Source organism: Pediococcus acidilactici, assembly GCA_024970065.1.
In the GTDB taxonomy this organism is placed as follows: domain Bacteria; phylum Bacillota; class Bacilli; order Lactobacillales; family Lactobacillaceae; genus Pediococcus; species Pediococcus acidilactici_A.
Genome location: CP103908.1, coordinates 549,028 through 575,213 on the forward strand (window position 1 = coordinate 549,028; position 26,186 = coordinate 575,213).

The window sequence follows — 26,186 nt, forward strand, 5'->3', positions numbered from 1 at the left end:
TGGTGTTTACCACAAACCCATCTTTTAGGAGCTGATCTTTTGTCTAGTATAACCTATTCCAAACGAATTAAAATCGAAACCTTTTGTGAACTAGGGCTGTCCAATATCCAAATGGGCGTTCGGCTGAACCGATCACCGTCAACAATTTTTTATGAATTATCTCGATGTCAACCTTATCAGGCTGAATTAGCATAAACAGATGCCGAATACAAGCGATCACGATGTGGTCGGAAAACTAAGCTGAGCGATGAGTTAAAGCAAAAAATTCTCAACCATTTACGTCTAAGCTGGTCACCAGGAATGATTGCTCACGAATTTAAACTAGCTATTAAATCTATTTATAATTGGCTAAATCAGGGGAGAATTGGTTTCTCCTTGAATGATCTACCTGAACATGGCGTACGCCAACGGCGTAACGTTGACCAACGATCCAAATATAATCAATCTTTGGGGCGATCAATTGAACAGCGTCCCATGATGATTAATCAACGTAATCGCATCGGCGATTTTGAACTAGATACAGTCGTTGGTCCTCGTGGGCATAGTAAGGCAGTTTTATTAACTTTAATCGATCGCAAATCACGGTTCCTTTGGGCATACCGGTTAAAAGATCGGACGACAGCGACTGTTAATGAAGCACTAACTAAGTTCCTAACCACTTTTAATGGTCCGGTGCACAGCTTTACTGTGGACCGTGGCACTGAGTTTAGTGGGCTAGTATCACTTAAATCACAATATGGTATTAAGACCTATTACTGCCATGCTTATACTCCAGCTGAACGTGGTAGTAATGAACGCTTTAATCGGAATTTACGTTATTTTTAACTTAAAGGGACTCGTTTTGAGCACATTAGTGCACAAGATTTAACGACGACGTTACTCCAAATTAACCAGCGACCGCTTAAAATACTCGACTGGCAAACACCGTATCAGGTTATGCTGACAAATTTGTCCAAAAATTCGGATTAAATTTGCAATCTACCGTTTAACTTCTGAACAAGTTGTTTCCGAGGGTATTAGTACTAATTCAGATTTTTCTGAAGTCTACTTTGCTGTTCAATCCATCGCTGATGCCATTCGGCATCAAGATAAAGAAAAATTGTTACAACTGCTTAGAACCAAGACCACTACTCCATATCTTCGTACACTACTTAATACTTTTAAAACACGCGTTAAATCAATCGTATATGCTCTATATTCACCATTATTAAATGGTCGTATTGAAGGCACTATTCGTAAAATTAAACAAATTCAACGCACGGCTTATGGATATAGAAATTGGCAGCACTTGAGAGATCGTATATATATTGAATTTATATTTAAAACTAAAAAAGAAAACCAATTCGTGAATGAATTGATTTTCTTCAATTGCCTTCAGCAACACTTGTTGACTTAGAGCCCTTAAAATTCAACATTAACGCACCAAATAGGGACCAGAGATTTTTAATCTCTAGCCCCTATTTTTTAGTGGATAATCGGATTAGGAGGATTACCACTTTTAAGGTACTTTAAATGGTTAGCAATAAAATAAGTTTTGAAAAAGCTAGTGGTTAAGTTGGTAACCAACCTGACTGAGCTTATCCGCGAACCTTCTCACCTTGGTTGCTAACCATTTCGTGATACTTCAGGTACACCTCGGCGTAAGGATTTTCACAATTCTCGTGCCAAGGCTTTACGTGTCCGCAGAAATGAATTAACTTAGGATCTTCACGTGTTTCTGCGTAAGGTTCCAACAATTCGGTCCGCGGTGGAAAAATGGTTTCCATTACAATGTTGGACTGGGCGTTCCATTGGGGATGCAAGTGTAGCCAATCGTTGTAAAGGATGGCGTTCAACGCGTCCTGATCGTGGAAACGTAATTTTTCGGGGTTTTGGTTGATGTAATCTAACACTTTTTGGGTGATTGACTTCGCCCGCCAACGGACAAGGTCAATTAACATCATTCCCGAATTAAAGTACTTTTCATTTTCCTTAGTGATTCCCATTTTTTCCAACCGGTCGTGGAATCCAGCATCCTCTACGGCAGCAATTACGTTGCCCTCTAAGTTGGTTTGCCATAATTCATGCAAACTTGTGTTGGCAATGATGTCGCAGTCGAGGTAGATTGCCCGGTTGATGGATGGCAACAATGCGGGAGCTAGGATGCGGTAGTAGGCCGTTTTGACGATTCGGTCGCTTTCTACCGCGTTAGCTAGTAATTCTTCGTTAACTTCTACAATTTTAATCGTCGCGTTGTCATACCGGGCAATGATGCTTCCCAATAACATCATGTCGCGATCAGTCAGGTGATCGGGTAACAAGAAGAAATTGTATTGGTGTTCTGGATCATTTTCTAAAATCGAAATATAAGATGTGGCAAGCGGTTGAATAAAGGCCGAGTTTGCCGCTGAGATAACGTTAATCACTCCACGATGCATTTCCAATTCACCAAGTTCTTCGTGATACTCATCTAAATAAGGATGGACGGTGAGGTCCTTCCACGGTTTTTCATGAGTAGTGAAATGAACAATGCTAGGTTCCTTAATGGCTTCGTCGATTAGTTCAGCGTACCCCTGGTTGATTGGCCGATGTTTTCTGAAAATAATCGAGTTTTGTAAATTCCATTTTGGATGAAGAAATTGAACTTCCCCAGCTAACACGGCGTTAAGCGCGTCTTGGTCGTGGAAAATAATTCGGTCGGCATGATTTCTAATAAATGCCAAAGTTTTTTCTGTGATTCGATGGGCGTTCCACCGGGCAACATCGATCACCATGATTCCGGAATTGAAATATAGATTACTTGCGGCAACCACGGGATCGACACCTAGGCGATGCAATGCAAAAGCCTGTCCCGTATCAATAACCGCACCCACGGTATTACCATTTAAATTACTTTCGGCAAGTTCGGTTAGGTCCTTTCGAATCAAAACGTCAACGTCTAAGTAAATTAGTCGATCAATCTGCCGTGAAGCTAGTAGCTTAGGGGCGATGATTCGAAAATATGCGGTTTTATTGATGTGTTGGTTCGTTGGGCAAAAATCAAAACGTTCGTCGTCAAGATTTAAATACTCAATGGTATGAAAATTATGCATCAATTTGTCTAACAGTGCCCGGGTTTGGTCACCAAGGTTGTTAGTTAAAACAATGAAATGGGCCCGGGTTGCTGAATTTAAGGTTTCTAAAGCAGTTTTAATGGTAATGCATAGTGGGTCAGCATAATTACGGTCCGCTGCCAATAAGATATTAATTTTTTTCAAATTCATACACCCCTTTTTTGATTTATATGCCCATTATATAAATTTATTCAAAATTAAGTAAAGTAATATGCAATAGTTTTGATAAGGAAATCAAAATATTTGCAAACGCTATTCTCCGTCTGTATAATAGTAAATTGTAAAATTAATCCGAACGCTGTTCGGACAAAAAAGATCAGCTTCCTTTAAAATGGTGTTTACCACAAACCCATCTTTTAGGAGCTGATCTTTTGTCTAGTATAACCTATTCCGAACGAATTAAAATCGAAACCTTTTGTGAACTAGGGCTGTCCAATATCCAAATGGGCGTTCGGCTGAACCGATCACCGTCAACAATTTTTTATGAATTATCTCGATGTCAACCTTATCAGGCTGAATTAGCATAAACAGATGCCGAATACAAGCGATCACGATGTGGTCGGAAAACTAAGCTGAGCGATGAGTTAAAGCAAAAAATTCTCAACCATTTACGTCTAAGCTGGTCACCAGGAATGATTGCTCACGAATTTAAACTAGCTACTAAATCTATTTATAATTGGCTAAATCAGGGGAGAATTGGTTTCTCCTTGAATGATCTACCTGAACATGGCGTACGCCAACGGCGTAACGTTGACCAACGATCCAAATATAATCAATCTTTGGGGCGATCAATTGAACAGCGTCCCATGATGATTAATCAACGTAAGCGCATCGGCGACTTTGAACTAGATACAGTCGTTGGTCCTCGTGGGCATAGTAAGGCAGTTTTATTAACTTTAATCGATCGCAAATCACGGTTCCTTTGGGCATACCGGTTAAAAGATCGGACGACAGCGACTGTTAATGAAGCACTAACTAAGTTCCTAACCACTTTTAATGGTCCGGTGCACAGCTTTACTGTGGACCGTGGCACTGAGTTTAGTGGGCTAGTATCACTTGAATCACAATATGGTATTAAGACCTATTACTGCCACGCTTATACTCCAGCTGAACGTGGTAGTAATGAACGCTTTAATCGGAATTTACGTTATTTTTATCCTAAAGGGACTCGTTTTGAGCACATTAGTGCTCAAGATTTAACGACGACGTTACTCCAAATTAACCAGCGACCGCTTAAAATACTCGACTGGCAAACACCGTATCAGGTTATGCTGACAAATTTGTCCAAAAATTCGAATTAAATTTGCAATCTACCGAAATACAAAATCGGGAGGTGAAACGACCGGACGATATCAAGCGATTCAGGAAATGATAGTCGAAGGCTACTCAGTTAGTGAATTAACCAAAGCAGCTGGAATAACAAGGCAGGCTTACTATAAATGGCTCAAACATAAGCCAAGTAAGCGCGAAATCGAAGAGTCAGAGATTTTTCAATTAATTAAGCAGTTAGAGAATGAGCATAAGCAAAGTGTTGGCTATGACAAGATGACTAGGTTAATCAATTTGAGCCAACAAATTTCTTACAATGTGAATAAGAAACGTATCATTCGAATAATGAAGGAACATGGAATCAAGGCTGACTATCGTCAGCCGACTCGCAAGCGTATCCAGACTCAGCAAGCTTATGAAGCTGAAAACATCCTCAAGCGACAATTCAATCAGACAGCAGCTAATCAAGTTTGGGTTACGGATACCACAGAAATAACATATGGAGTACGGCTTAATAAGGTTCGACTGCATGTGGTATTAGATCTATATGGCCAGTATCCAGTAAGTTGGTTAATTACACCTACTGAAACCGCGGAAGGGGCTATTAAAGCATTTGAAAGGGCACGAGTAAATGAAGGAGCATTAGCTCCGCTTATCCATACTGACCGTGGAGCAGCATATACCTCAAAAGCATTCAACCAGTATTTAGTGATTAACAATGCACAGCATAGCTACTCAGCTCCGGGAACACCGGCAGATAATGCGGTAATCGAGCACTGGTGGGCTGATTTCAAAGCAATTTGGATAGCTCATCTTCCTAAAGCTCAAACGTTGGTAGAACTAAAACAACAAGTCAAAGAAGGCATTACATATTTTACCGAGAAATTTATCTCAGCGAAAAGAAATGACTTTACCGCAGCAGAATATCGCTTTGGCAAGGCCAACTAATTTTTATTATTTAAAGTGCAAACTTGACAGGGTACAGTACCTGAAAATAATAAAGTGTTTTTTATATTTACCAATTTAGAACTAAAAGAATTACTTAATTGTTCAGAACACAAAGTAATTTCTATTAAAAAGCAATTAGAAGAATTTGGATTGTTACGACAAGAAAGTGTGGGGTTTGATCCAAAGCAAAAAAGAATTTGCCTAATCGGCTTTATTTAGGACAACTCCATCTTACAGCAACCGATGTTTATAAAATGCCTGATTTTTCTAATAAAACGGCTGAAACCCTTGGTACAAGCGGAACTGCAAATTCTGCAGTTAATCAAGAAGAATATAATAACTTAGATACTAATAGATACTATAAAGAGACTGCACAGCTAGATTTTTCCACTGCTAATTTTTCAAATGCTCAAATTGAAAAACAAAATCAAGACCTAGTACAACATGCAAAAGAATTTTTGACAGAAGAAGATAATAACCCTATTCCATTTGAACCAGAAACAATACGACTAATTAGTCTATGGGCAAATAATAATCCTAAAATCATTAAAAAAACTATTGGGATTATTCTAAATGCTAGACGAGATGTCCAAGATTTACACAAAGATCATCATCTATTTTTTATCTTAGATCATGAACCAGAATTACAAACCAAGATCACACAAACCTTGCGTCGGTATTTTAATGCTTTGCGAAGCGACGATAAACAGATTAAAAATTACGAGAACTATTTATATATCACTATGAAAAATATGTTTGAAAATTACGGTAGTTCTAAACTACAACGTGAATACAAGCTTGAACACTCAACAAACCAGATAGCGAAGAATAATTTATCAATGGACTTAGGGACGGAGTATCTGAATTAATTAGAAATGCAAAAAATGTAAATAGTCGTTAAAAGCTATAAAATGCCATATAAGCAATTTTATAGTTAAAACGACTAAAATTATCCGTTTAATCTATAAAAATGGCTGAAACACAAAAATAAACGCCTTAATTGGCTTTTCAATAGCACCAATATAAAATATAGAAAGGGATAAGAACGTAAAACATGAAATGAGATTCAAAGCGAGTTAGCAAAGCATGCTGAAAGTATTGGAGTGGATGCCCTTGCTGCAATCCCACCAATTTACTTTGGATTACCTGAACACGCAATTGAAGCATATTGGACAAGCATGATGGAAGTAACTAATTTAGATTTCATTATATATAATATTCCGCAAACAACCGGTTATGCACTATCAGAAAACTTATTTAAACGTATGATGGCAAAAGAACAAGTTATTGGGGTTAAGAATTCATCCATGCCAGTAATGGATATCAATATGTGGAAATTACGTGCTGGTAAAGATAATATTGTTTTCAATGGGCCAGATGAACAATTTGTAGGTGGACGCGTAATGGGGGCCAATGCAGGTATAGGTGGAACTTATGGTGTTTATCCAGAATTGTTAATGGAAGCGGATCGGTGCGTTCGTGAGGATGACCTTGAAAAAGCTCTTCAAATTCAACTTAAAATTAATGATTTAATTTCAGAATTGACATCATTTAAAGGTAATTTATATGATGTGATGAAGTTAATCTTAGCTAAACGTGGGGTAAGTGTAGGACGAGCACGTAATCCTTTACCACATGTAGAAGATGATGAAATGGATCATGTTGAGGTAGTACGGCAACATATTGATGATGCAATTGCTGAATTTACTAAATAATAAAAAAACGCCGAGTCTCCTTAAAAGAGGCTCAGCGTTTTTTTAAATCTGTGACCAGACGTCCGCTCCCAAAGTAGGGAAGAGAGGTACGATGCGGCCTAGTTGTTCAGCTGTATATTGAAACTCAATTGCTGGTAATAAAACGTTAATTGCATCGGCAGCATGTTCACTAACTTCAGCTGCTCCTACAAGATGATGGTCTTGATCGTAAATCAAGGTGTTATCACCAATTGTTTCCTTATCAACTTGGCGGAACCATCCGTCAGGAAGATGATTAGTTTTAATGGTGTAATCAGGATTTTGCTGAGCTTCTTCGACGCTAATACCAACCTGTGCGATTTGTGGTGAGGTAAAGACAATGGTTGGGATGGGCGGATAGTTGATTGCGTCAGTAGTCTTTCCTGTGAAAAGTTGGGTTAAATAACTAGATTCAAAGATCGCAGTCGGGGTGAGCTTAGGCTGTTCTTTATCAAGCACATCACCAGAAGCATAGATGTTATCAATGTTAGTTTGAAGATGATCGTTAACTTCGATCCCGTTAGCATTGTAACTAACGCCTACTTCGTCTAATCCGATGTTTTCGATGTTAGGAATTCGTCCGGTAGCATCCAAAATCCAGTCGGTGGTGAGGGTTTCGTGATCGTTATAAGACACGGTAAAATGAGAACCGTCTTCCTCAAAACGATCCACCTGAGCGTTGTAAATGAACTTCACCCCTCGTTTTTCGAGGTCGGCAATGACTTGTTTTACGTAATCTTGATTAAATTTGCGCAACGCCCGATTATGGCGTAAAAGTACAGTGACGTTCGCGCCGGCAGCATTGGCAATCGTGGCAAATTCCATGCCGATATAGCCCGCGCCAATAATTACGATATTTTCAGGAAGCTGTTTGAGGCTCATAAAATCGGTACTGTCATGCGTAAGTTCTGAGCCCATAACATCTAGATGGTGGGGACGTAGCCCCGTTGCAATCACGATTTTGTCAGCGGTGTAGCGCTGTTGATCCACTTCGATGGTGTGAGCATCAACAAATTTTCCACGACCGTGAATAATTTCGATGTCAACAGAGTCGAGTAAACCAGTAATCATGTCCGGCAAGCCGTCGATGACTTCGTGTTCATGTTCTACATTGGCAGTCCAATCCAGCTTTAAGTCACCATTTACAATGCCATCAAGGCGTTCTTGGTGGCGTAAAAGTTGAACCGGGTTGTCCAGCGTAATTTTCGCGTTGCATCCACGGTTTGGACAAGTTCCCCCGATTTTGTCCGCTTCGATAATGGCGACTTTTTTACCACTATTAGCTAGTGGAACCGCCCCGTCGAAGGCACCATGCCCCGCGCCTAAGTACAAAACATCAAATTGATAACTTTCAGTCATTTAATTACCTCCATCCTAAATTTAGGTGAATAAACAATTACCATTGTTGGCACGAGCATAGCAGAAGATAGGTGCGAGTTGCAAGCGATTGCAACTGAAGAGAACAAAAAGCCATCCTTAACTTTAAATAAGGATTGCTAAAAAATATCTTACTAACGTTTTAATGATTTAATCGATAGCATTGAAATACCACCAATCAAGGAAAAAATAAATGAAACAATAAAAATTCCAGAATAACCAAAAAGACTTATGACGGCAGCGGCTAAAACGGGTGCGATAGCTTGTGTAATTGTATTACCTAAGTTGTAAACACCTAAGAAAAATGCAACACGATTTTGATCGGGGATAACTTTTAAGTTTAATAAATTATCAAGTGCGTTCCATAAGCCCATTCCTAAACCGGCAGCTAAGGCGTAAAGAATAATACCAGTATTATTTCTTAAGAAGAACAGGGAGAGACCTGCAATTGCTAATAAGATAGTTGAGAGACCTACTGGTAATTTCAGTATTTTAAATTTATTAGATAGTGGCCCAGCGACTAATCCCATCAAAATGCCAAAAATAAGCATAATCATGTTAACAAGTTGGATAGAAGATTGAGTTTGATTACCACGATGAAGAAAGTCGGTCATTATATATAAAATGTATCCTGTAATTGCAAAGTTTCCAACTCCCTGAAACATTTTTCCTATAAGAGCTAGGTAGTAGTCGCGCCAATTTGCCAAGAAGGAAAAATTAACTTTACATTTTTTAAAGAAAACTTTTCTTTCTTTTTAGTTGAGGTTTCATCTAAATTAGAAGGCTCATGGACAATCAAAGTTGTAATTAATACGCCAGCAAATGTGAATATACCAAAGACTATAAATCCTAGTCGAACCTGGCTAAGGAACAAAGCACCGATAACGTTAAATCCGTTATTACCTAAAGCCAGGCCTAGACCACCATAAGCAGAAGAAGCAGTCCCCTTTCCATCTTCAGGTGCAAAGGATAATCCAGATTTGAAAAAGCCAAGAGCTAAAAAAGCTCAACAAACTTTACAACAATAATCGTAAAAAGCGCCTAGAAATAGGCGTTTTTTCATGTTTTGACGTTTGAGAAACGCATTCTAAGTCCAGTTTTTATTAATAAATGGGTTAATGTCCGCTAAATGAATATATAAACTACGTCATAACTTAACAATTGTGTCGCTTTTTTGTGCCTTATAATTAAAGGTGTTAAAATACGTCATAACTTACCACCATAAAGCAGTCCAATTAATTTATCGACTTCTAAGTAAAATACCAGGAGTTTTGCTATGAGTTAACTATGATCCTAGGTGGTTACCAAAACATTCCTTAAATTAGGGTCTATAATTATAAATTAGATAATACATTAGAAGCTGGGGACAAGATTGTCTAGATAATGTGTGAGATAAAATTTTTGGCAGGTTATCATACATAAGACAAAATGTTTTTAAAACTGATAACGTATTTATTTCACAATAATTACGCATTTATTTTTGAGAAAAATATAAAGCAGGAGGATTACAATGCTGAAAACTTATTCTTTAACAAAAGATACATTATTAGTTTCGTCAGAATCAAATATCAAAAATTCTTCCGTTGTTTATGTTTATGGTGACGAACGAGAATATATCGAATCTTTTGAACATAAATATGACCTTGAAATAGGCAATATACTAACGTTTGATGATCAAGTTGCATATGACACGATGATAGATCGGAACGATGAAAAAAGTTTGCTCGTAAGTTTTTTGTTTCCCGAGGTACATGAAGGTGGGCATCTACATAATCTGACGACATCTATTGTTTTCTTGGTATTTAAAAATAAGTTGATAATTTTTACAAAACAAAAATTAAAATTCATTCCCGAACTCTTATCCAATATGGTTTTACGTGATGTCAATAATTTCATAGAGGAAGTACTTTTAAAGATCATACAAAAAGATTTCCATGTGATGCTTAACCATCTTCGTGGAGTCAAGGAAAAAATTGATGATTTAGACTCAGAAATATCAACGTCCGGTTCACTCAGACCAACGTTTGGTGATTTATTGACTCTTCAAAAATACATGATAGCTTTGTCAACAACCTACGGCGCTAATCACAAAGCGCTGGATTTCATTAAAAAAAAATCCACAACTATTAATGATATTGATTTTACCACCAAAAAAATAATTGGTGGGATATACGATACAAGCGACACAATGGATAGAATTATTTTAGGTTATAGCCAATATTTGGATGATTTGGAAGATATGATAACCAATATGATTTCGTATCAGCTTAACATGATTATGAAAACTCTAACAGAGATATCAATCGTTTTGACTATTCCAGCGATTATTTTTGGCTTTTGGGGAATCAATGTCCATGTCCCGTTTGAAAAATCTTCTTATGGTGTTTTTGCTGTGCTGATTATCTCTGTTGTACTAAGCCTAATTTGCTGGTTTTGGTTGCGACGCAAAAAATATTTGTAAAGTATTTGTGATACCCTAATATGATTTAAAGCAGAAGTGCTTTGTTGACTTTTTAAAAGGCTGATTCCTTTCAATAATTTAATAGCTTCAGCGGCTTCCTTCACAGTATGAGAGTTAGAATATTCAAAGATAGCCATATTCCAGCTATCTTCTTTTCTTTTGGGTATACCCTCCTTATAGTTGGGATTGTGTTGCCTTGCAAATATTTTACCGGCTTGCATACGCTCGATAATCATATCACGCTCCACCTCCGCGACCGATAGCAAAGTTCTGACAATCATACGCTCAATTGGGGTGTTATCTATCGTTCCTAAATTTAAAACCTTAATCATTATTTTTTCTTTCAATAAGTCATCAATTAAGTTCAATGCTTCTCTAGTACTACGAGCAAAACGATCTAACTTTATGACGATCAATGTGTCATTGGGTTCAATCAGATGGACCAGTCTTTCAAATTGCGGTTGCCTGGTGTTACATTTCAGAGGAAAAGTATAGTTTGCGAGAGTCAATGAACCTTACGCTGGGTTCAGAAGGATTACCTGTGGCACAAGCAGGAGGACAAAAGAAGAAGCAAGATGAAAATTCTGGTGACATTATAATAGAATACAAGGATCATACTTTATTTCTTGAAGTAACACTGATGGATAAGAATGCCATTAAACGTGGGGCGTGGGAACCAGTACTTAGGCATACCGTCAATCTTTCTGCTAGTCGCACTGTTCCGGTTCAAACATATTTCATTACTGACGCTGTTGATAAGAACACCAAAAATATTTGGCGTTCTGTGGCTGCAACCGATTTAGAGGAAACCGCTGTCCAACATCGCTCTGTTCGTGCAACCATATATCCTCTGACAATTGATACGTTGATTAAATGGTTACATGATAAAGGTGTAAACGAAAAGGTTATTTGGGATGCCGTAGATACTTCATATAAACCAATAATCGAAACTGATTTCGACGCTGATTGGAAGGCTGACATATTAGCCTCGATATCATCGAATAACTAAATACAGAAAAATACAACAAATATTATCAGACTAGGGACTATACTGGTAGCGTCAAGAATCTTGTGTAAATGAAATGCCTTCGTACATATAATATGTATCTAGCTTAAATAAATGATGCTTCCAAGGTGTCCTGGAGTCCTTTGAACCCTCGGTGGATCCGCTTCAGAGACTTCTCGTTATAGACATTAAACTGAAAAACCAGTAAGCGATCCAGTGAATCTTCCGTTGGAAATTGTTCTTTGTGGTGGGTGGTGCGCTTGAGATGCTTATTAAAGTTCTCAATCAGGTTAGCGGAGTATAGTGATTGCCGGATAGCTGGTAGAAAGTCCATGAAAGTGAGTAAATTCGGCATTTTAAGCAGATCTTTGATTAATTTGGGATAGGTCTGATGCCAGTTGTTGGCGAACTCATTCAGTTTCAGTTCGGCTGCTTTACGGTTGGCGGCCCGGTGAACTTGTTTAAAGTCACTGATCACGGCCTTGCGGTCTTTTACGCGAACTTTGTTCATCAGATTCCGCCCAACATGAACCAGGCAACGTTGTCGTTTGGCTTTAGGGAAATGCCGATTCAAGCCTTCATCCAAACCAACTAACCCATCGGCCACAAACAACAGCACATCTTTAACGCCCTGCTTGATCAAGGTTCCCAGCAGTTCAGTCCAGATGCCAGTCGATACCGTTGGCGCCACTTGGTAGTTCAGCACTTCTTTCGTACCATCTGGACGAATGCCAATCGCAAGATGAACGGCTTCTTTTTGAACGGTATCCCGCTTTAATGGCAAGTAAGTGGCATCTAAGAAGATGGCCGCATATTGTGAAGCCAGTCGACGTTGCTGGAAAGCTTGAACCTGTTCATTGACGGCTTTAGTCATGTTGGAAACCGTGGCTTTGGAGTAGTGAACACCGTACATTTTCTCAATGAGTTCGGCAATTTCAGCAGTGGTAATTCCCTTGGCATACAACTGAATGACCGTTGTTTCTAAATTATCACTATGCCGACCGTAGGCTGGCAAGGTATGATTTTCAAACCGGCCATTGCGATCTCGAGGAATGGTTAAGTTAAGTTGGCCGTACTTCGTATCAAACGAGTGCTCATAACTGCCGTTGCGGTTATTACCAGTGTTAATCCCAGCGTATGAGTAGGGTTCGTAACCTCAAAACTCTGCCAATTCGGTTTGAAGCAGCTGGTTAATCGCAATTTCGAGGTGGTGACGAAAAACTTCGTCCAAATCTTGCTTTTGGGCTAGTGCAGCGATAATTTCTGTGGTAAGTTCATTCATGGGGAATGCCTCCTGTGATGTTTTCTGTGATTACTAAATATCATAAGGAAAGGCATTCCCTATTTCTATACAATTCAGAAATCTTTTATGTATTTACACAAGATATTTTACGCTCTCCTATGTGTCTTATATGGCTACTGTATGAGTGGTTACTATATATGTGTCTATGCTTGTGTGTGGTGTCGTACGTGTGTGTCTTGTGTCATGTACTTGTGGTCTATAGTCTTAGTGTTCTTGAGTGGCTCGGCTGTCTGTCCTATGCTGTCGCTGGTGGCTCCGTCATTGCTTGTGGTTTGCCTTGGTGTCTATACCTAGTTACTTATGTGCTCACCTTATAGTTGGTATGTTGTGTTGCTGATATACATGATATGTATATAGATGATGCGTTTATGCTTGTGCCTAGTTGCTCGCTTGTGGTGGGAGGTCAAGACTTTTGCAATCTCAAAATTAAAATAAAAAACGAAATAAAAAATATATGTGGCTCTAGCTGATCGCTAGGACTTTTTTATGCATATATTGAATGTTTATACACAATAATGAATATCTATATAGTTGGATAGGTGTAGGAAGATTGAGGCAACTAAAACATAGAAATATGATTTTTTAAAAATTAATATCGATGGAAATGCCTATTTAATAGGGCGGGGGGTGATTTAGAAAAAAGATGAAAATTCTGTTAATGCCTCGCAACCTCAAATATATACACAAGGTACCACATCGACTTTTCTTGTTAAAAATATTTTCCACGGTTAAGTATATTGTTCTGCCAAAAGTGGCAAAAACCTGACTCGGCAATTTACCGAATTAGGCTGTATGTATGGTGGTTAAAAATCTGCCACCATTAGCAATTAATTATTTAATTTTCTGGATTGCTCTTTTGTCATTCCATACTTTTTTGAAAAATCCTTGCTTGTAATAGTTCTATCGCTTCTATCTTTCGGTAATTGTTGCTTTAATTCATTTGATAAATTATTGTATATACTTTGGTTCTTACCTTTACCAGTCTTATTTTTACCGCCTAAAGAGTTACCAACTTGTTTAGATTTATTAGTAATATTCGTAGCCCAATCCAAATACAGTGGAATATCTAATTTATCTTTTTTAATTTTCTTCTTCAATTCAATTGCAAAAGTTGATTTACTCCAAACACCTTTTTTAATATTCCACTTATTCATAATTTCCTTATAGTCACTATATGGATTAATGTTAGGGTCTCCAAAATATTCTTTTGTTACATTCTTCACAACTTCTTCCAGTGCTCTATTATTATTATCTAATTCTAATTGTTCCCATGCATCTCTACGAGGCGTACTTAATAATTGGTCAAAATAACTTAATTTTCCTATATACATCCAATCTTTCTTGCCTCTGGTTAATCCAGTATGAAGGTTATTAATTGTATAAAAATCATGACTTTGGGGGGGAATTGGTCGGTTTCCCATATAGAAACATACTTTATCAAATTCCATACCTTGTATGTTATCTGTTACACTTCCACACATGAAATTCCAATAGTCAGGATCAACTGATTCTTTATCAATAGTTGGAATATCTGGGATAGTATTTTTCAATCTTTCTAAATATTTATTAAAGGGATTGAGATAGATTTCAGAGTCTTTCTTTTTTGGTGAGACAAAGGGAAAGTCTTCAATTGGAATTATATTTCCATCTTCTAACTTATCGTTGGCTTCTCTGATTCTTTTGTAATCAGGGCTTATTATCATCCACCCATCATTAAAACATTGCTTTAGGTGCATTTGATAATTATGGTTAAATGAATGTTCACTTCTTAATTCCTGATAAAATTCTTCATTAAAATCTTTAGCATTCCAACTAGTAACGGCATCCATTCTATAGTTTTTTCTCAATACTCTAACCTGAATGCTATCAATATAAATTTTCCAGTCATCAACTACATCAAGAAATGTACCATCTTTTATATTCTTATATAGTTGTTTCATTAGACCATTAAAATTCTTGTCATCATTATCATCAAATATTTGTTTATTGTGTTCATTTTTCATCCAGAGTGCATCCAAAGCACCTGATTTATTGATTGCTGGTTGCTGGTGGCTATCTCCATAGCAATAAATATTTACATCTTGTCCTGATTCTTTTTGGTTATTAACATGCATTAGTAAGGATTCAAAGGTAATGCTCGCCATCTTCCCAAATTCATCAATAATTATATTACTTGCTTTATTAGTGCTATAACTACCAAAGTTAACCCTTACCTTTAATAACTTATTTACACGTTTAATACTACCTTGCAATCTGCTACTGGCTGTTTTGTTAGGTGTAGTCAGAAATACATCATTATCATCAATATTTCTTAGTACATCATTTATTGCCGTTGTTTTTCCAGTTCCTGCGTTGCCTACGCATAAGAACATCTTCACGGTTCCATTGCTCATACACACACCTCTATTTTGTTTTTTTCGTTAAAATTTGCTAGATACCTTATATAAGACCTGTACCATTTTTTAATTAATTTAAGTCAATTTATCTATATTAAATATATATAATTGCTTCACGGTAATTTAGTCGTTTCTTATATATAAAGTGATTGACTATTTTACCGTCAAGGATTTATAGTCATGGGGCACAATTCCAGAATGGAATTTGAAGAATCTTTTCATTTTGTGGGTTTCAAAATGAAAAGTCCAAGACAACTAGTAGCTAACTTAATAATTACTAGAATAATTAACATGTAATCCTAATTTGGGACTACATCATTATCATTAATTAATACCGTAGTGATTCACGACTCTAATATATAACTACTATTAGTTATGTTATCCACATGCAAAGCCCACATATGAATAACTCCTGAAGCTATCTAATTATTATGTCTATGCCGTACGATATTTTAAATAGTTATTAATCATGTTAAATGTTTTGCCTTCTGAGATAGGTTTACAACTACGTGAAGGTCTCAAAAGTCCTGTCTTAGTCGGGTTTAACAACTCTGGCTTTAGGGGGATGGTGTGATTAACTTGCTTAATACGGGCATCAAACTCTATCCAATCATATTTTTTTAACATTCCGATGTTATCCCGCATATCCTTAGTGTAAGTTAGATGTGCAAAATCAAAATGATGTTTAGAACCACTTACATTTCTGAGATAGATTACAGGTCTTTGCTTAGTGTCGTTAGCATTTGTGTATATATTAAAACCTATGACTGCTCCCGTGAAGTGTTCTCGTTCGTTATTCATAGTAATTCCTCCAATTACTTAGCATTTTGATAGCTTTAAAATTCAAAAATGCCGTCATATCAACGTTTGTAGGGTGTTTATTTGGTATAAAATATTCATTTTATTTAGTTCAGTGATTCTGTGTACAATAAGCCTCGCAAGCGTATTTTTTTATTTAAATCTGGTTATTTTTTAAATATTCGTCAATTGTTAGGCGGTCGAAGCGGAGTACACCTCCAATTAGAACGGAAGGCAGTCCCTCGGCAATAGCTTTCTGGAGAGTTCTATAGCAGACCCCCATATATTTACATGCCTCTTTCTTGTTCATATATCGAGGGGTAGGGTTGAACATGATGGCTAGTTGTTTCATCAGTTCCTTATTTTCAGTTATCTGAGTTAATTCCATATGTGTATATCCTCCAATTATTTTTTAAGCCATCTAAATATATGGCTATGTATGATTGCTCCCCCTCACACTTCTTAATATGTATAAAAATGAGGGATTTTGCCAAGTTTTTAAAATTAATTATCAATTCTATGCAATTCGATGGAATTAAAACATAAATGGTCTTGTACATAGTTAATATGTATAAGACACTTAAATCTCACAAACAAATTACAGAATAATTTTTAATTTTTTTCCTTACACTCCTAATATGGGGTGAAAATAATGGTTTTTACTAAAAAAATATCAATTTAATGCAATTTCATTTAATCTCTTACATAGATAACATAGTGAAAAACTGGTCGGTTCGAGTAAAAAAATTAAAAAAAATATCCCCATGTCTATATATGTATAAAAAAAACGAGAAAATGCCAAGAAAATACAAAAAATATCAATCAGATACATTTCTATGCCTCTGCAGATAATATGTATAAAAAAGAAATCTCACAAACAAATTGTGAAATCTCTTAAATTTATGTTTTGAGTTGCCTAAATAAAGATTTAAATGTAACATGTAGCTGTTGCGGGTCTGGCTCTGCAACACGGGAGGTCATCCCAATATTTTCAAAAAATGTGAGCCTCGCAAGCAACACAGGAGCGAAAATAAAAATGGCAAAAATTAAAAAATACACAACAAAAACAGGAAAAATTAGATATGAATTTCAAGTATATGCAGGGGTTGATCCTCTAACGGGACACCAAAAGACCACGAGAAGACGTGGCTTTAAGACGAGGAAAGAGGCCTCCATCGTATTGAGTAGATTAGAATTGGAAATCGAAAAAAGAGGACTACAGGAGGATGAGAGACGCTTTTTCAGGGATGTTTGCACAGAATGGATGGAACAGTACCGCTTAACCGTACGTGAGTCAACGCTAGAGAAGACCCAACGGATTATTAATATTCATGTACTGCCTGCTTTTGGCGACATGCTTATTGACCAAATCACACCCAATGAATGCCAGAAGGTTGTTAACAGGTGGTTTCTGCAAGCAAAGTCTTATAAAAAATGGCTAAATTACGCCTCTATGGTTTTTGATTACGCTCTTAGAGCTGAATATGTGAGTCGAAATCCTTGCACGCTGGTAACAATGCCACGAGTACAGGAACAGGCAGGAGAGAAGCTAGAAAACTTTTGGACTAGAGACGAACTGAATACCTTTTTCGACTATATGACCCCCAAAAGGGACGTAGAACAATTCACCATGTTCAGATTATTGGCTTATTCAGGTATCAGGAAAGGGGAATTACTGGCGCTAACGTGGAAGGATATCGGCTTTGAAGGCAACACGTTACGGGTTAACAAGACTCTTACGCAAGGGTTAGGTGGTAAGTTAATCGTGCAACCCCCAAAGAGTAGGGCTGGACGCCGTACAATCGACTTGGATGACAGTACCATGCGATACCTCAGGCAATGGAAGGGTATTCAACGTGAGACTTTTCTGGGGATGGGGTTCAATACTAACAATACTAGTCAGTTGGTATTCGCAAGCAATAGAAATCATTTTCGCTCCATGAATACCCCCACCAAATGGCTTAATAAAGCTATTAAAGCCACGGGACTCAAGCACATCTCAATTCACGGGTTTAGGCACACACACGCCTCACTACTGTATCAGTCTGGAGTAGGTCTTAAGGAGACTCAACAGAGATTGGGACACTCAAGAGCAGACAGTAGCGTTACGCTCGACGTGTACACTCATACGACAGAACAACAGAATGTAGCAGCTTTGCAGAGATTTGAAGATTACGTTGAGGCCAAATAACTAAAATTGGCTAAGCTTTATAGAATTTTTTGTAAAAAATAAGTGCTTTAAACCTTGCCATAATAGGAATAAGTACCAAAAAAATTGGCTAAGCTTTTGGCTAAGTTTTAGGTCAATTCTGTGCAATTTTAAGCAAAACATGAATATTTAGAAGTACAAAAAAATCCCGTCATATCAACGTTTTAACGCTGTATACAACGGGAAGGAATAGCAAAAATGGAGTCGGCGGGAGTCGAACCCGCGTCCAAGCATGTCGCCACTGTAACCTCTACATTCATATCCATACTATTTAAATTCGCGAATTAAGCTGCCGTATGTCAGGGCCTCATTAAAACGCTAGTCTGTAAATCCTCTTCTTAAGCATCCAGACCAATCCTTAAGCGCAAGTCCACTCTTTTTGAGACCCGTTACTAGCCCGTGGACGAGACTAGGCGGATCACGCTAAGCTACTGTTTAGGCAGCTAAAGCGTAAGAATTGTTATTATTTTTTGCAGTTATAATTAAACTGAACGTTTTTACGTAGACGTAACCTACGAAATGCAGTTACAGTTCGACCCATACCTGTCGAATCCATAACGACCCCGAAATCATGTTACATAAATATTATAACATACGTTCTATTTTACCGACGTTTCTTGTCATTTTCAATCGGAATGGGGCGGTAAGCCAATTGTTGGCCCTGCAAGTTGCGTAAAAGGCGTTCAACTAATTCTGAATTTTGTAAATTCTTCAATAGATAACCTAAAAGATTGTTTTGTGTTGGTTTCATAAAAACTCCCTCCCGTCTGCCATTATCATATTACATTCCCCAAAAAAATCAAACTTCTTTGCCTATTGCTTAACCAATCCTTAAATGTAACAATTATTCTAGAAGATGAAAGGAAGGGACGCCATGAGTCAAATTGAAGAACTGCATCGGGTGCAGTTGCAGATGTTGCAAGTGGTTACGGCCATTTGCGATAAGTATGATATTGAATATATGTTAATTGGCGGTACGTTGCTGGGCGCAATTCGACACGATGGATTTATTCCGTGGGACGACGATGTCGACTTGGGGATGACCCGGGAAAATTATGATAAATTTGCAACCGTGGCGCCGGTTGAGTTCCAACATACCCATTACTTTATGCAAACTGCGGATACGGATCCTAATTTTGCGTTTAGTTATATGAAGATTTTAGATACCAATACTTATATTGAAGAAAAAAATAACGTCAACGACGCGCGGAAGGGAATCTTTATCGATATTTTTCCGTTTGATAAGGTTCCTCGCCAACCTGAAATTCGCCAAGCGGTTTATAACCGGTTCAAGATCGCGGATACGGCAATTCTACTTCGCCTAGGGTACAACGTCATTAAGACGCCGTTTCGTAAGGATCCTAAGGACAAGAGTTTGGACCTCTTCATGAGCGTCGCAAAGTTAAAGGAACGCCGGGAAAACATCATGCGGTTGTATAATCACGAACCGTTTCACCATTATAAGAACTACGCTTCCCAATACGCCTACGATAAAGAGGTTTTGAGCCAGCGGGAACTCACCGAGTTAACCAAGCATAAGTTTGAAAATCTTGAGGTTGCCATCCCCAAGCATTATGATAAAATTTTAACCCGGATGTACGGGGACTACATGGAGTTGCCTCCAGAAAAAAATCGCGTGGCAAAGCACATCGACGTTGTGATCATCGATGGCAAGCACGTGGAATAGGGATGAAAAGAGCAATTGAAAAAGTTGAAAGAACGAATGGATGCGTTTAGTGATGCGGTAATCGCCATTATCATCACCATCATGGTGTTGGAGCTGCCGTTACCCCAACACGATGCGTTAAGTGAGTATTTACAATTTGGGAAAAGCATTGGTATTTTCTTTATTAGTTTTTGTTTCGTAGCCAATATTTGGTACCAACACGCGATGTTGTTCAAGGACAGTGACACCATGAACGATCGCGTTTTCGTTAAGGAATTTACCTTTTTGGCGTTCTTAAGCCTGACGCCAATTTTTACCAAAGTTATTATTTATGACACTAATCGGACTACCGTAATGGCGTACGGTGTGTTGACCATGATCGTCAGCATCCTGTTTATGTGGCTCAGCTATGAAGTTATCAAACAAAAGTACACTAGCCACCACGAAATGAGACGGATATTCCATAAAATTTACGATAACCACAACAACTTCCTCGGCTTTGCGAGCGTGCTAATCTTAGTGTTAGCCTATTTTTATCCGAAGTGGGCCGTGGTTATCTACTTGGCAATTCCGGTCTTTTCGTTTGTGGTGACCCGGCACGATTATACGGACTTCCAAGACGTTACGGAACTCCCGGAAGCTGAACAGGATCAGTTCTTGAGTGCGAATAACGTTGATTTACATGAGTTAAGGAAGAAACAACGCGAAATCATGAAGAAATATCGGGGGCGGGGACGCAAACGCAACGATCCAGAGATGCAGGCTGAGTTGCGCAAGCTGTTTCAAAGCTATCCGGATTTAGCGAACCGGAGTAATCACCGCCGTGGGTAATTTGTTAATTAATTTAACGGTTTGTTGGGAAATCAAGGCTGGTTAATTGCCGAGCTTAGGTTTCCTATTTTTTAGCTCGAAAATGAAAGCGTTTTTGTGGAACGGATTTTTTCACCATGTTATCTTATAGATACAAGGAGGGATGTATTATGGTAAAGTCAAGAAACCGATTTATACGTTACGTTTTAGTTGTCGCTAGTATTGTAGTTGTTGTGTTAGGATTAGGCGCAATCAAGGCTTCTGCCCACGGATTTGTTACTAATCCTGGCGGTCGAGCTTATTTAGGAAGTAGCCAATTTCCTGGTAAACCATTGAACGAAAATATTGGGCCGGTAATGTACGAACCGCAAAGTATCGAAGCACCGAAAAACACCTTCATCGATGGTAAAATTGCGAGTGCGGGGCTTGCTAAGTTTTCTCAATTAGACGAGCAAACTGCGGACCGTTGGTACAAGACCCCAATTAAGAGTGGGCCACTTGATGTTACCTGGCATCTAACCGCTCCTCATAGTACAAGTACGTGGGATTACTACATTACCAAACCTGGCTGGGACCCGAACAAACCGTTAAAATTCAGTGATTTCAAGAAAATTGCTAGTTTTAACGATCACGGGGCAACCCCAGGAACCGAAGTAACGCACAAGGTTACCATTCCAGACCAAAAGGGATACCACGTAATGTTAAGTGTATGGAATATTGCAAATACGGCAAATGCTTTCTATCAAGTTTCAGACGTTAATATTCAATAATTCACGAAAGATGTTACAAACGTGGGTCCAAAGTCGGATAGCTGGTGAACATTAATAAAACCCTCATTAATCACGGTTTAGGTGATTGATGGGGTTTTTAGTTATGTTGGAGTAAACCAGTTCCTTAGTGCGGTTGATTCTATCATTCTAAATAATTTTAACCGTTTTTTATTCGGGGGATTGAGTACCATTAGAAAAAACGCTTCATTAAAATGTATGTAGAAAATTGAATTGGGTGAAGGAACTCTAGAATGATGGGCTGGTAGGAATTAGTTTTCAGATATGTGATTAGGCCAAACAAAAAACCGCAAGCGCGGTTTTTAAATTATTCGTGATCTTTGTCGTCGTTCTTGTCTAACTTGTCCTTTAATTCTTCCATTGCGCCGGCAGCGGAATCCTTTACGTCAGCAAGTTTGTCTTTAACTTTGCCCGCCATGTTTTGCGCTTTGCCTTTGCTTTCTTCCTTCTTGTCGCCAGTTAACTTACCAGCACCTTCGTGTACTTTACCTGCAACTTTGTCCTTAGTGTTTTCCATTCTGTCTTTATCCATAAATATTAATCCCCCTTTGAATATTTTTGGTACATCTTTATTTTAGCAAGGGTCGCCCTTAAAAGTGAATTTATATGCTCACGGACTTGTGCAAGGGGGTTAAAAGGCGTATTATGAAACCGAATTCATATTCAAATAAAATAATATCTACACTAGGGGTGTTCTTAGAAGAACTGAGATGCGCTTGTGCAGCGTGATCCCTTTGAACCTGTAAGTTGATACTTGCGAAGGAAAGTGTTTATTGGGCGAAAACCATCCTTCTCAAGGGTGGTTTTTTTGTTGGTTGCCGATGGGCAGGAATTAACAAATGCTGACGGCAATCGGCAACGTTAGCTCGTTGGGAAAGATCGCCTTCGGTACATTGCTTGGTGGAGATATGAATGAGGAGCTGATCAAATGGATTTACAAGGAATTAAGCGAATTCGAGAGGTTAATCCGGTGGTGGTTAACTACGCCAATTTTGTGACCCCGTTTTTAGTAGCGAACGGGTTAAACGCGGTGGGGGCTTCCCCAATCATGAGTGAAGAGGAAAGCGAAGCCGAGGAACTGGTCCGCTTGGCGTCTGCGGTGACCATTAATCTTGGAGCAGTGCGTCGGGAAGGCTGGGCGGACATCGAAACGTTGTGTCAAGCGGCGAACGATCAACAAAAACCGCTCGTTTTGGATCCAGTTGCAGTCGGGGCAACCCAGTATCGCCAGCAATTAAACTTCCGGTTGTTGAAAAAGTACCACTTCGACGTGATTCGCGGTAATTTAGGTGAAATTGCCGTATTAGCGGGAGTTGATTGGCAAACCCGTGGAATTGATGCGGGAAATGGCGACGGGGATGCGCACCAAGTCGTGAAGGCTTGCGCACAAAAGTACCATAACGTGGTGATTGCGAGTGGAGCGACCGACTACGTTAGTGACGGAACCCGGGTGGTCGAGATTCACAACCAAACCCGGCTTTTACCAGCAGTGGTGGGCTCGGGAGATTTACTTTCGAGTTTGGCAGCGGCATTTTGTGCGGTCGGACCAACGCCGTTGCAGGCGGCAATTAACGCAAGTTTAACCTTGTCGTGCGCCGGTGAACGGGTTGCCGAAAAATTGCACGACCAGTATTTACCAGGAAGTTTTTTGAACGGGTTGATGGATGAATTAGCAAACATCACGGTTGCCCAAGTTGAAGAAAGAATGAAAGTTGAGGAATGATTGACATGGATACAAAAAAGCCAGCGCAAGTTTTAACGATTGCCGGAACGGATAGCGGCGGTGGAGCTGGAATTCAAGCGGATTTGAAAACGATGCAGGAACGTCGAGTTTTTGGAACCTGCGTGGTGGTCGCGGTGACCGCCCAAAATACGCTTGGGGTGACCGACGTGGCGGTGATGCCCCGTCACATTATCGACCACCAGTTTGCGGCGTTGGCCGAAGATTTAGATATTAAAGCTGCGAAAACGGGGATGCTGGCTAATTCGGCAGTTGTTGACGCGGTTGTGGAAAACTATCAAAAGTATGATTTTGGACCTTTAGTGGTGGATCCGGTGATGATTGCAAAGGGGGGCGCAAAACTACTGAGCGACGAAGCCATCGAAGCGGTGCGGACCCGGTTGTTGCCACTGGCTTACTTAATTACCCCGAACCTTCCCGAAGCTGAAAAATTAGCGGGAATGCCGATTAAAAATAACGCGGATGCCAAAGCGGCTGCTGTTCGGTTGCAGGAACTGGGCGCACAAAACGTCTTGATTAAGGGCGGTCATTTTAGTGATTCAGCAGAAAGTCGCGATTACGTTCTGTTCGCGGACGGTAGCGAGTTAGAGTTAGCTAGCCCCCGTTACGAAACCAACAACACCCACGGCACGGGCGACACGATTTCATCAGTGATCGTGTCGGAAATTGCGAGGGGCAAATCTTTAAAACAAGCCCTACAAATTGGCAAAGCCTTTATTAACGCCGCGATTAGTGACGGAATTCAGGTGGGACACGGGCACGGCCCGTTGAACCACTGGGCATATCGGGAGGTTGAAAATGAAATTTAATCCAACAATGCTACAAGCGTACTTTATTGCTGGCACCCAGGATGTGGCTAGCAAGGCGGACTTCTTACCGACGGTGGAACGAATTGTGCAAGCCGGTGCCACTGCCTTTCAGTTTCGTAACAAGGGGGCGGTAAAAACCGCTAGTCGTGACGAAGTGGTTGAACTAGCTCGGGCTTGTCACCAGATTACTCAAAAATATCAGATTCCGCTGTTTATTGATGACGACGTAGATTTAGCGTTGACCGTCGGGGCGGAAGGGATCCACGTCGGACAAAAAGACGAACGGATTACTTCGGTCTTAGAACGAGTTGGCGACCAAATGATCGTGGGCCTTTCGTGCAATACCGCGGCGCAAATCACGGCTGCCAACCAGTTAAACGGCGTAGACTACTTGGGAACCGGGACCGTTTACGAGACTAACTCCAAAGCGGATGCCGGGAGTGCCCTAGGGGTGGCTAAATTACGTGAATTAGTCCAGATGAGTAACTTCCCGGTAGTTGCGATTGGTGGAATCACGCTGGAACGCGTTGCTGAAACGGTAGCAACTGGCGCCGCCGGAATTGCGGCCATCAGCATGTTTATTCAAATGACCGATCCGGCTCAGCAAATTGCTGAAATTAAAGCTACAGTCGCTCAAGCAGGAGGTACAGCATGTTTTCCGAAGAAATAAAGCAAGCTGCCCAACCAATTTTACACGACATTCAACAGCATCCGTTTGTGCAGGGGATTCAGGCGGGCAAAGTTCCGAGCGCAGCCTTAGCGGTATACGTGGAGCAGGACACCTGCTTTTTGAACGCCTTCGCGAAGGTTTTTGCCGGGGCGTTGGTGAAAAGTCAAACCACGGAACGGATGCGTTTTTTCAGCGAACAAATTCGATATTCGCTTGCGGATGAGTCGGCGGCCCATCAGATTTTATGCGACATCGCCGGCATTGAATTAGCCGAGCACCAACATGCTGAACCCCGGCCGTTAACTGCGTTGTACACGGAGCATTTATTCACGGCAGTTCGCGAAGGAGATTTGTTAGACATCGCGGCAGTCGTGTTGCCGTGTCCGTGGACGTACAATGAAATCAGTCAAGCGATTGTGGAAAACGCCGCATCCGACAATCCCTTCCTGCCGTGGATTGAATTCTACCAAGGTGACGAAGAAGATGTTGGCGACGATTCGGTCACCCAGCTATTTGCGATGCTGGACGAGGCCGCGCCTAAATTAAGTGCCCAACGTAAAGAGGAAATTACCCACCGCTTTTTGCGTAGTTGTGAATTAGAGTATGATTTTTGGGAACAGGCGTATTCGCAAAAGGATTGGAAGTATCGGTGGAAATAAAAAGACTTTAAAACTAGCATACTTCAAGTTGAAGGCGGAAATCATGCGTTGCGGATTTCCGCTTTTTTGGTGGGGTTCGTTCTCTGCGGCATCATCGAAACGAACTCCAGCTACCAATCTTCTCCGGTTATCCCAATTTTGGAATCAACTGCCAAACCCGCGATTAATTCCAAAATTAAACTAATCCTCAAAGATTACCCAGGGGCTTCCGTTCTCTCATTTGAAATGAACTCCAGCCCCTAGCTTATTCCGGTTAGCCAAAGCCAGTAATCAAGCACTAAGCCCGTGCTTAATCACTGACTTCTGCTAATCCTCACAAGCTACCCCAGGGGCTTCCGTTCTCTCAATTGAAAACGAGTTTCAACCCTCAAGGCTCTGCGGTTAACCCAAACCAGCCATCAATCGTCAAAACCACGATTAATGGCTGGTTTACGTTAATCCTCGATCCTTA

General features: G+C 39.7%; 23 protein-coding genes, 1 other RNA gene, 3 pseudogenes and 1 riboswitch. Of the genes and pseudogenes, 16 read left to right on the plus strand and 11 right to left on the minus strand.

What is annotated here, in order from left to right:
* Window positions 1-39: 39 nt before the first annotated feature.
* Window positions 40-969: pseudogene (locus tag NYR25_02500) on the plus strand (IS30 family transposase).
* Window positions 970-1,577: 608 nt separating this feature from the next.
* Here NYR25_02500 and NYR25_02505 read toward each other — a convergent pair.
* Window positions 1,578-3,242: a glycosyltransferase family 8 protein gene (locus NYR25_02505; protein ID UWF34301.1), complete on the minus strand. Its 1,665-nt coding sequence runs from the start codon at window positions 3,240-3,242 to the stop codon at window positions 1,578-1,580.
* Between the two features lie 221 nt (window positions 3,243-3,463).
* Between NYR25_02505 and NYR25_02510 the strand changes: the two are divergent.
* The 5 genes and pseudogenes from NYR25_02510 to NYR25_02530 all read left to right on the plus strand — a co-directional run bounded on the left by NYR25_02510 (window position 3,464) and on the right by NYR25_02530 (window position 7,024).
* Window positions 3,464-4,393, plus strand: a pseudogene (locus NYR25_02510) (IS30 family transposase).
* 67 nt (window positions 4,394-4,460) lie between these two features.
* Window positions 4,461-5,309, plus strand: coding sequence for an IS3 family transposase (locus NYR25_02515; protein UWF34302.1), 849 nt, complete (start codon window positions 4,461-4,463; stop codon window positions 5,307-5,309).
* A gap of 54 nt (window positions 5,310-5,363) precedes the next feature.
* A complete protein-coding gene (locus NYR25_02520) occupies window positions 5,364-5,528 on the plus strand; it encodes a replication initiator protein A (GenBank protein UWF34303.1) in 165 nt (54 codons plus the stop codon).
* Between the two features lie 35 nt (window positions 5,529-5,563).
* Entirely contained in the window at window positions 5,564-6,178 is a 615-nt protein-coding gene (locus NYR25_02525; protein ID UWF34304.1) for a repA, read from the plus strand.
* A gap of 234 nt (window positions 6,179-6,412) precedes the next feature.
* Window positions 6,413-7,024 (plus strand): dihydrodipicolinate synthase family protein, encoded by a 612-nt coding sequence (locus NYR25_02530; GenBank protein UWF34305.1) that lies wholly within the window; start codon window positions 6,413-6,415, stop codon window positions 7,022-7,024.
* Between the two features lie 42 nt (window positions 7,025-7,066).
* On the opposite strand, the gene NYR25_02535 is transcribed toward NYR25_02530, so the two are convergent.
* Together NYR25_02535 and NYR25_02540 are read right to left on the minus strand one after the other, a co-directional pair.
* Window positions 7,067-8,401, minus strand: coding sequence for an NAD(P)/FAD-dependent oxidoreductase (locus NYR25_02535; GenBank protein ID UWF34306.1), 1,335 nt, complete (start codon window positions 8,399-8,401; stop codon window positions 7,067-7,069).
* A gap of 152 nt (window positions 8,402-8,553) precedes the next feature.
* Window positions 8,554-9,084, minus strand: a complete 531-nt coding sequence (locus tag NYR25_02540; protein ID UWF34307.1) for an MFS transporter — start codon at window positions 9,082-9,084, stop codon at window positions 8,554-8,556.
* An 845-nt stretch (window positions 9,085-9,929) separates the two neighbouring features.
* On the opposite strand from NYR25_02540, the gene NYR25_02545 reads away from it, so the two are divergent.
* Window positions 9,930-10,880, plus strand: coding sequence for a magnesium transporter CorA family protein (locus NYR25_02545; GenBank protein UWF34308.1), 951 nt, complete (start codon window positions 9,930-9,932; stop codon window positions 10,878-10,880).
* On the opposite strand, the gene NYR25_02550 is transcribed toward NYR25_02545, so the two are convergent.
* Window positions 10,796-11,296: a recombinase family protein gene (locus tag NYR25_02550; GenBank protein ID UWF34309.1), complete on the minus strand. Its 501-nt coding sequence runs from the start codon at window positions 11,294-11,296 to the stop codon at window positions 10,796-10,798. The genes NYR25_02545 and NYR25_02550 overlap by 85 nt on opposite strands.
* A 92-nt stretch (window positions 11,297-11,388) precedes the next feature.
* Here NYR25_02550 and NYR25_02555 point away from each other — a divergent pair, with 92 nt between their 5' ends.
* On the plus strand, window positions 11,389-11,889 hold the full coding sequence (locus NYR25_02555) for an AlwI family type II restriction endonuclease (protein ID UWF34710.1): 501 nt from the start codon (window positions 11,389-11,391) through the stop codon (window positions 11,887-11,889).
* A gap of 103 nt (window positions 11,890-11,992) precedes the next feature.
* On the opposite strand, the pseudogene NYR25_02560 reads toward NYR25_02555, so the two are convergent.
* The 4 genes and pseudogenes from NYR25_02560 to NYR25_02575 form a co-directional block, all read right to left on the minus strand.
* Window positions 11,993-13,168: pseudogene (locus tag NYR25_02560) on the minus strand (IS256 family transposase).
* A gap of 848 nt (window positions 13,169-14,016) precedes the next feature.
* Window positions 14,017-15,582, minus strand: a complete 1,566-nt coding sequence (locus NYR25_02565; protein ID UWF34310.1) for an AAA family ATPase — start codon at window positions 15,580-15,582, stop codon at window positions 14,017-14,019.
* 438 nt (window positions 15,583-16,020) lie between these two features.
* On the minus strand, window positions 16,021-16,386 hold the full coding sequence (locus NYR25_02570) for a hypothetical protein (protein ID UWF34311.1): 366 nt from the start codon (window positions 16,384-16,386) through the stop codon (window positions 16,021-16,023).
* 154 nt (window positions 16,387-16,540) lie between these two features.
* The gene (locus NYR25_02575; GenBank protein ID UWF34312.1) at window positions 16,541-16,771 is read right to left on the minus strand and encodes a helix-turn-helix domain-containing protein; all 231 of its coding nucleotides are present in this window, start codon (window positions 16,769-16,771) and stop codon (window positions 16,541-16,543) included.
* Between the two features lie 648 nt (window positions 16,772-17,419).
* Between NYR25_02575 and NYR25_02580 the strand changes: the two genes are divergently transcribed.
* Window positions 17,420-18,574, plus strand: a complete 1,155-nt coding sequence (locus tag NYR25_02580; GenBank protein ID UWF34313.1) for a site-specific integrase — start codon at window positions 17,420-17,422, stop codon at window positions 18,572-18,574.
* Between the two features lie 214 nt (window positions 18,575-18,788).
* On the opposite strand, the gene ssrA is transcribed toward NYR25_02580, so the two are convergent.
* Window positions 18,789-19,157: a transfer-messenger RNA gene (gene ssrA, locus NYR25_02585) on the minus strand.
* A 39-nt stretch (window positions 19,158-19,196) separates the two neighbouring features.
* Window positions 19,197-19,343 (minus strand): hypothetical protein, encoded by a 147-nt coding sequence (locus NYR25_02590; GenBank protein ID UWF34314.1) that lies wholly within the window; start codon window positions 19,341-19,343, stop codon window positions 19,197-19,199.
* A 123-nt stretch (window positions 19,344-19,466) separates the two neighbouring features.
* Between NYR25_02590 and NYR25_02595 the strand changes: the two genes are divergently transcribed.
* The 3 genes from NYR25_02595 to NYR25_02605 all read left to right on the plus strand — a co-directional run bounded on the left by NYR25_02595 (window position 19,467) and on the right by NYR25_02605 (window position 21,838).
* Window positions 19,467-20,279 carry a LicD family protein gene (locus tag NYR25_02595; GenBank protein ID UWF34315.1) on the plus strand — a complete coding sequence of 271 codons (813 nt, stop codon included), beginning with the start codon at window positions 19,467-19,469 and terminating at the stop codon, window positions 20,277-20,279.
* A gap of 15 nt (window positions 20,280-20,294) precedes the next feature.
* The gene (locus NYR25_02600) at window positions 20,295-21,089 is read left to right on the plus strand and encodes a TMEM175 family protein (GenBank protein UWF34316.1); all 795 of its coding nucleotides are present in this window, start codon (window positions 20,295-20,297) and stop codon (window positions 21,087-21,089) included.
* Window positions 21,090-21,238: 149 nt separating this feature from the next.
* A complete protein-coding gene (locus NYR25_02605) occupies window positions 21,239-21,838 on the plus strand; it encodes a lytic polysaccharide monooxygenase (GenBank protein ID UWF34317.1) in 600 nt (199 codons plus the stop codon).
* A 325-nt stretch (window positions 21,839-22,163) separates the two neighbouring features.
* Here NYR25_02605 and NYR25_02610 read toward each other — a convergent pair whose 3' ends face one another.
* A complete protein-coding gene (locus tag NYR25_02610) occupies window positions 22,164-22,388 on the minus strand; it encodes a CsbD family protein (GenBank protein UWF34318.1) in 225 nt (74 codons plus the stop codon).
* A gap of 144 nt (window positions 22,389-22,532) precedes the next feature.
* A riboswitch (TPP riboswitch) is annotated at window positions 22,533-22,638 on the plus strand.
* Window positions 22,639-22,784: 146 nt separating this feature from the next.
* Between NYR25_02610 and thiM the strand changes: the two genes are divergently transcribed.
* From thiM to tenA, 4 genes are read left to right on the plus strand one after another with little or no spacing between them, the layout of a single operon-like run.
* The gene (thiM, locus tag NYR25_02615) at window positions 22,785-23,579 is read left to right on the plus strand and encodes a hydroxyethylthiazole kinase (protein UWF34319.1); all 795 of its coding nucleotides are present in this window, start codon (window positions 22,785-22,787) and stop codon (window positions 23,577-23,579) included.
* Between the two features lie 5 nt (window positions 23,580-23,584).
* A complete protein-coding gene (gene thiD, locus NYR25_02620) occupies window positions 23,585-24,406 on the plus strand; it encodes a bifunctional hydroxymethylpyrimidine kinase/phosphomethylpyrimidine kinase (GenBank protein UWF34320.1) in 822 nt (273 codons plus the stop codon).
* Window positions 24,396-25,076, plus strand: coding sequence for a thiamine phosphate synthase (thiE, locus tag NYR25_02625; protein ID UWF34321.1), 681 nt, complete (start codon window positions 24,396-24,398; stop codon window positions 25,074-25,076). The genes thiD and thiE overlap by 11 nt, the downstream gene beginning before the upstream one ends.
* Complete coding sequence (tenA, locus tag NYR25_02630; protein UWF34322.1) at window positions 25,058-25,735, plus strand: thiaminase II; 678 nt, start codon at window positions 25,058-25,060, stop codon at window positions 25,733-25,735. The genes thiE and tenA overlap by 19 nt, the downstream gene beginning before the upstream one ends.
* Window positions 25,736-26,186: the final 451 nt, after the last annotated feature.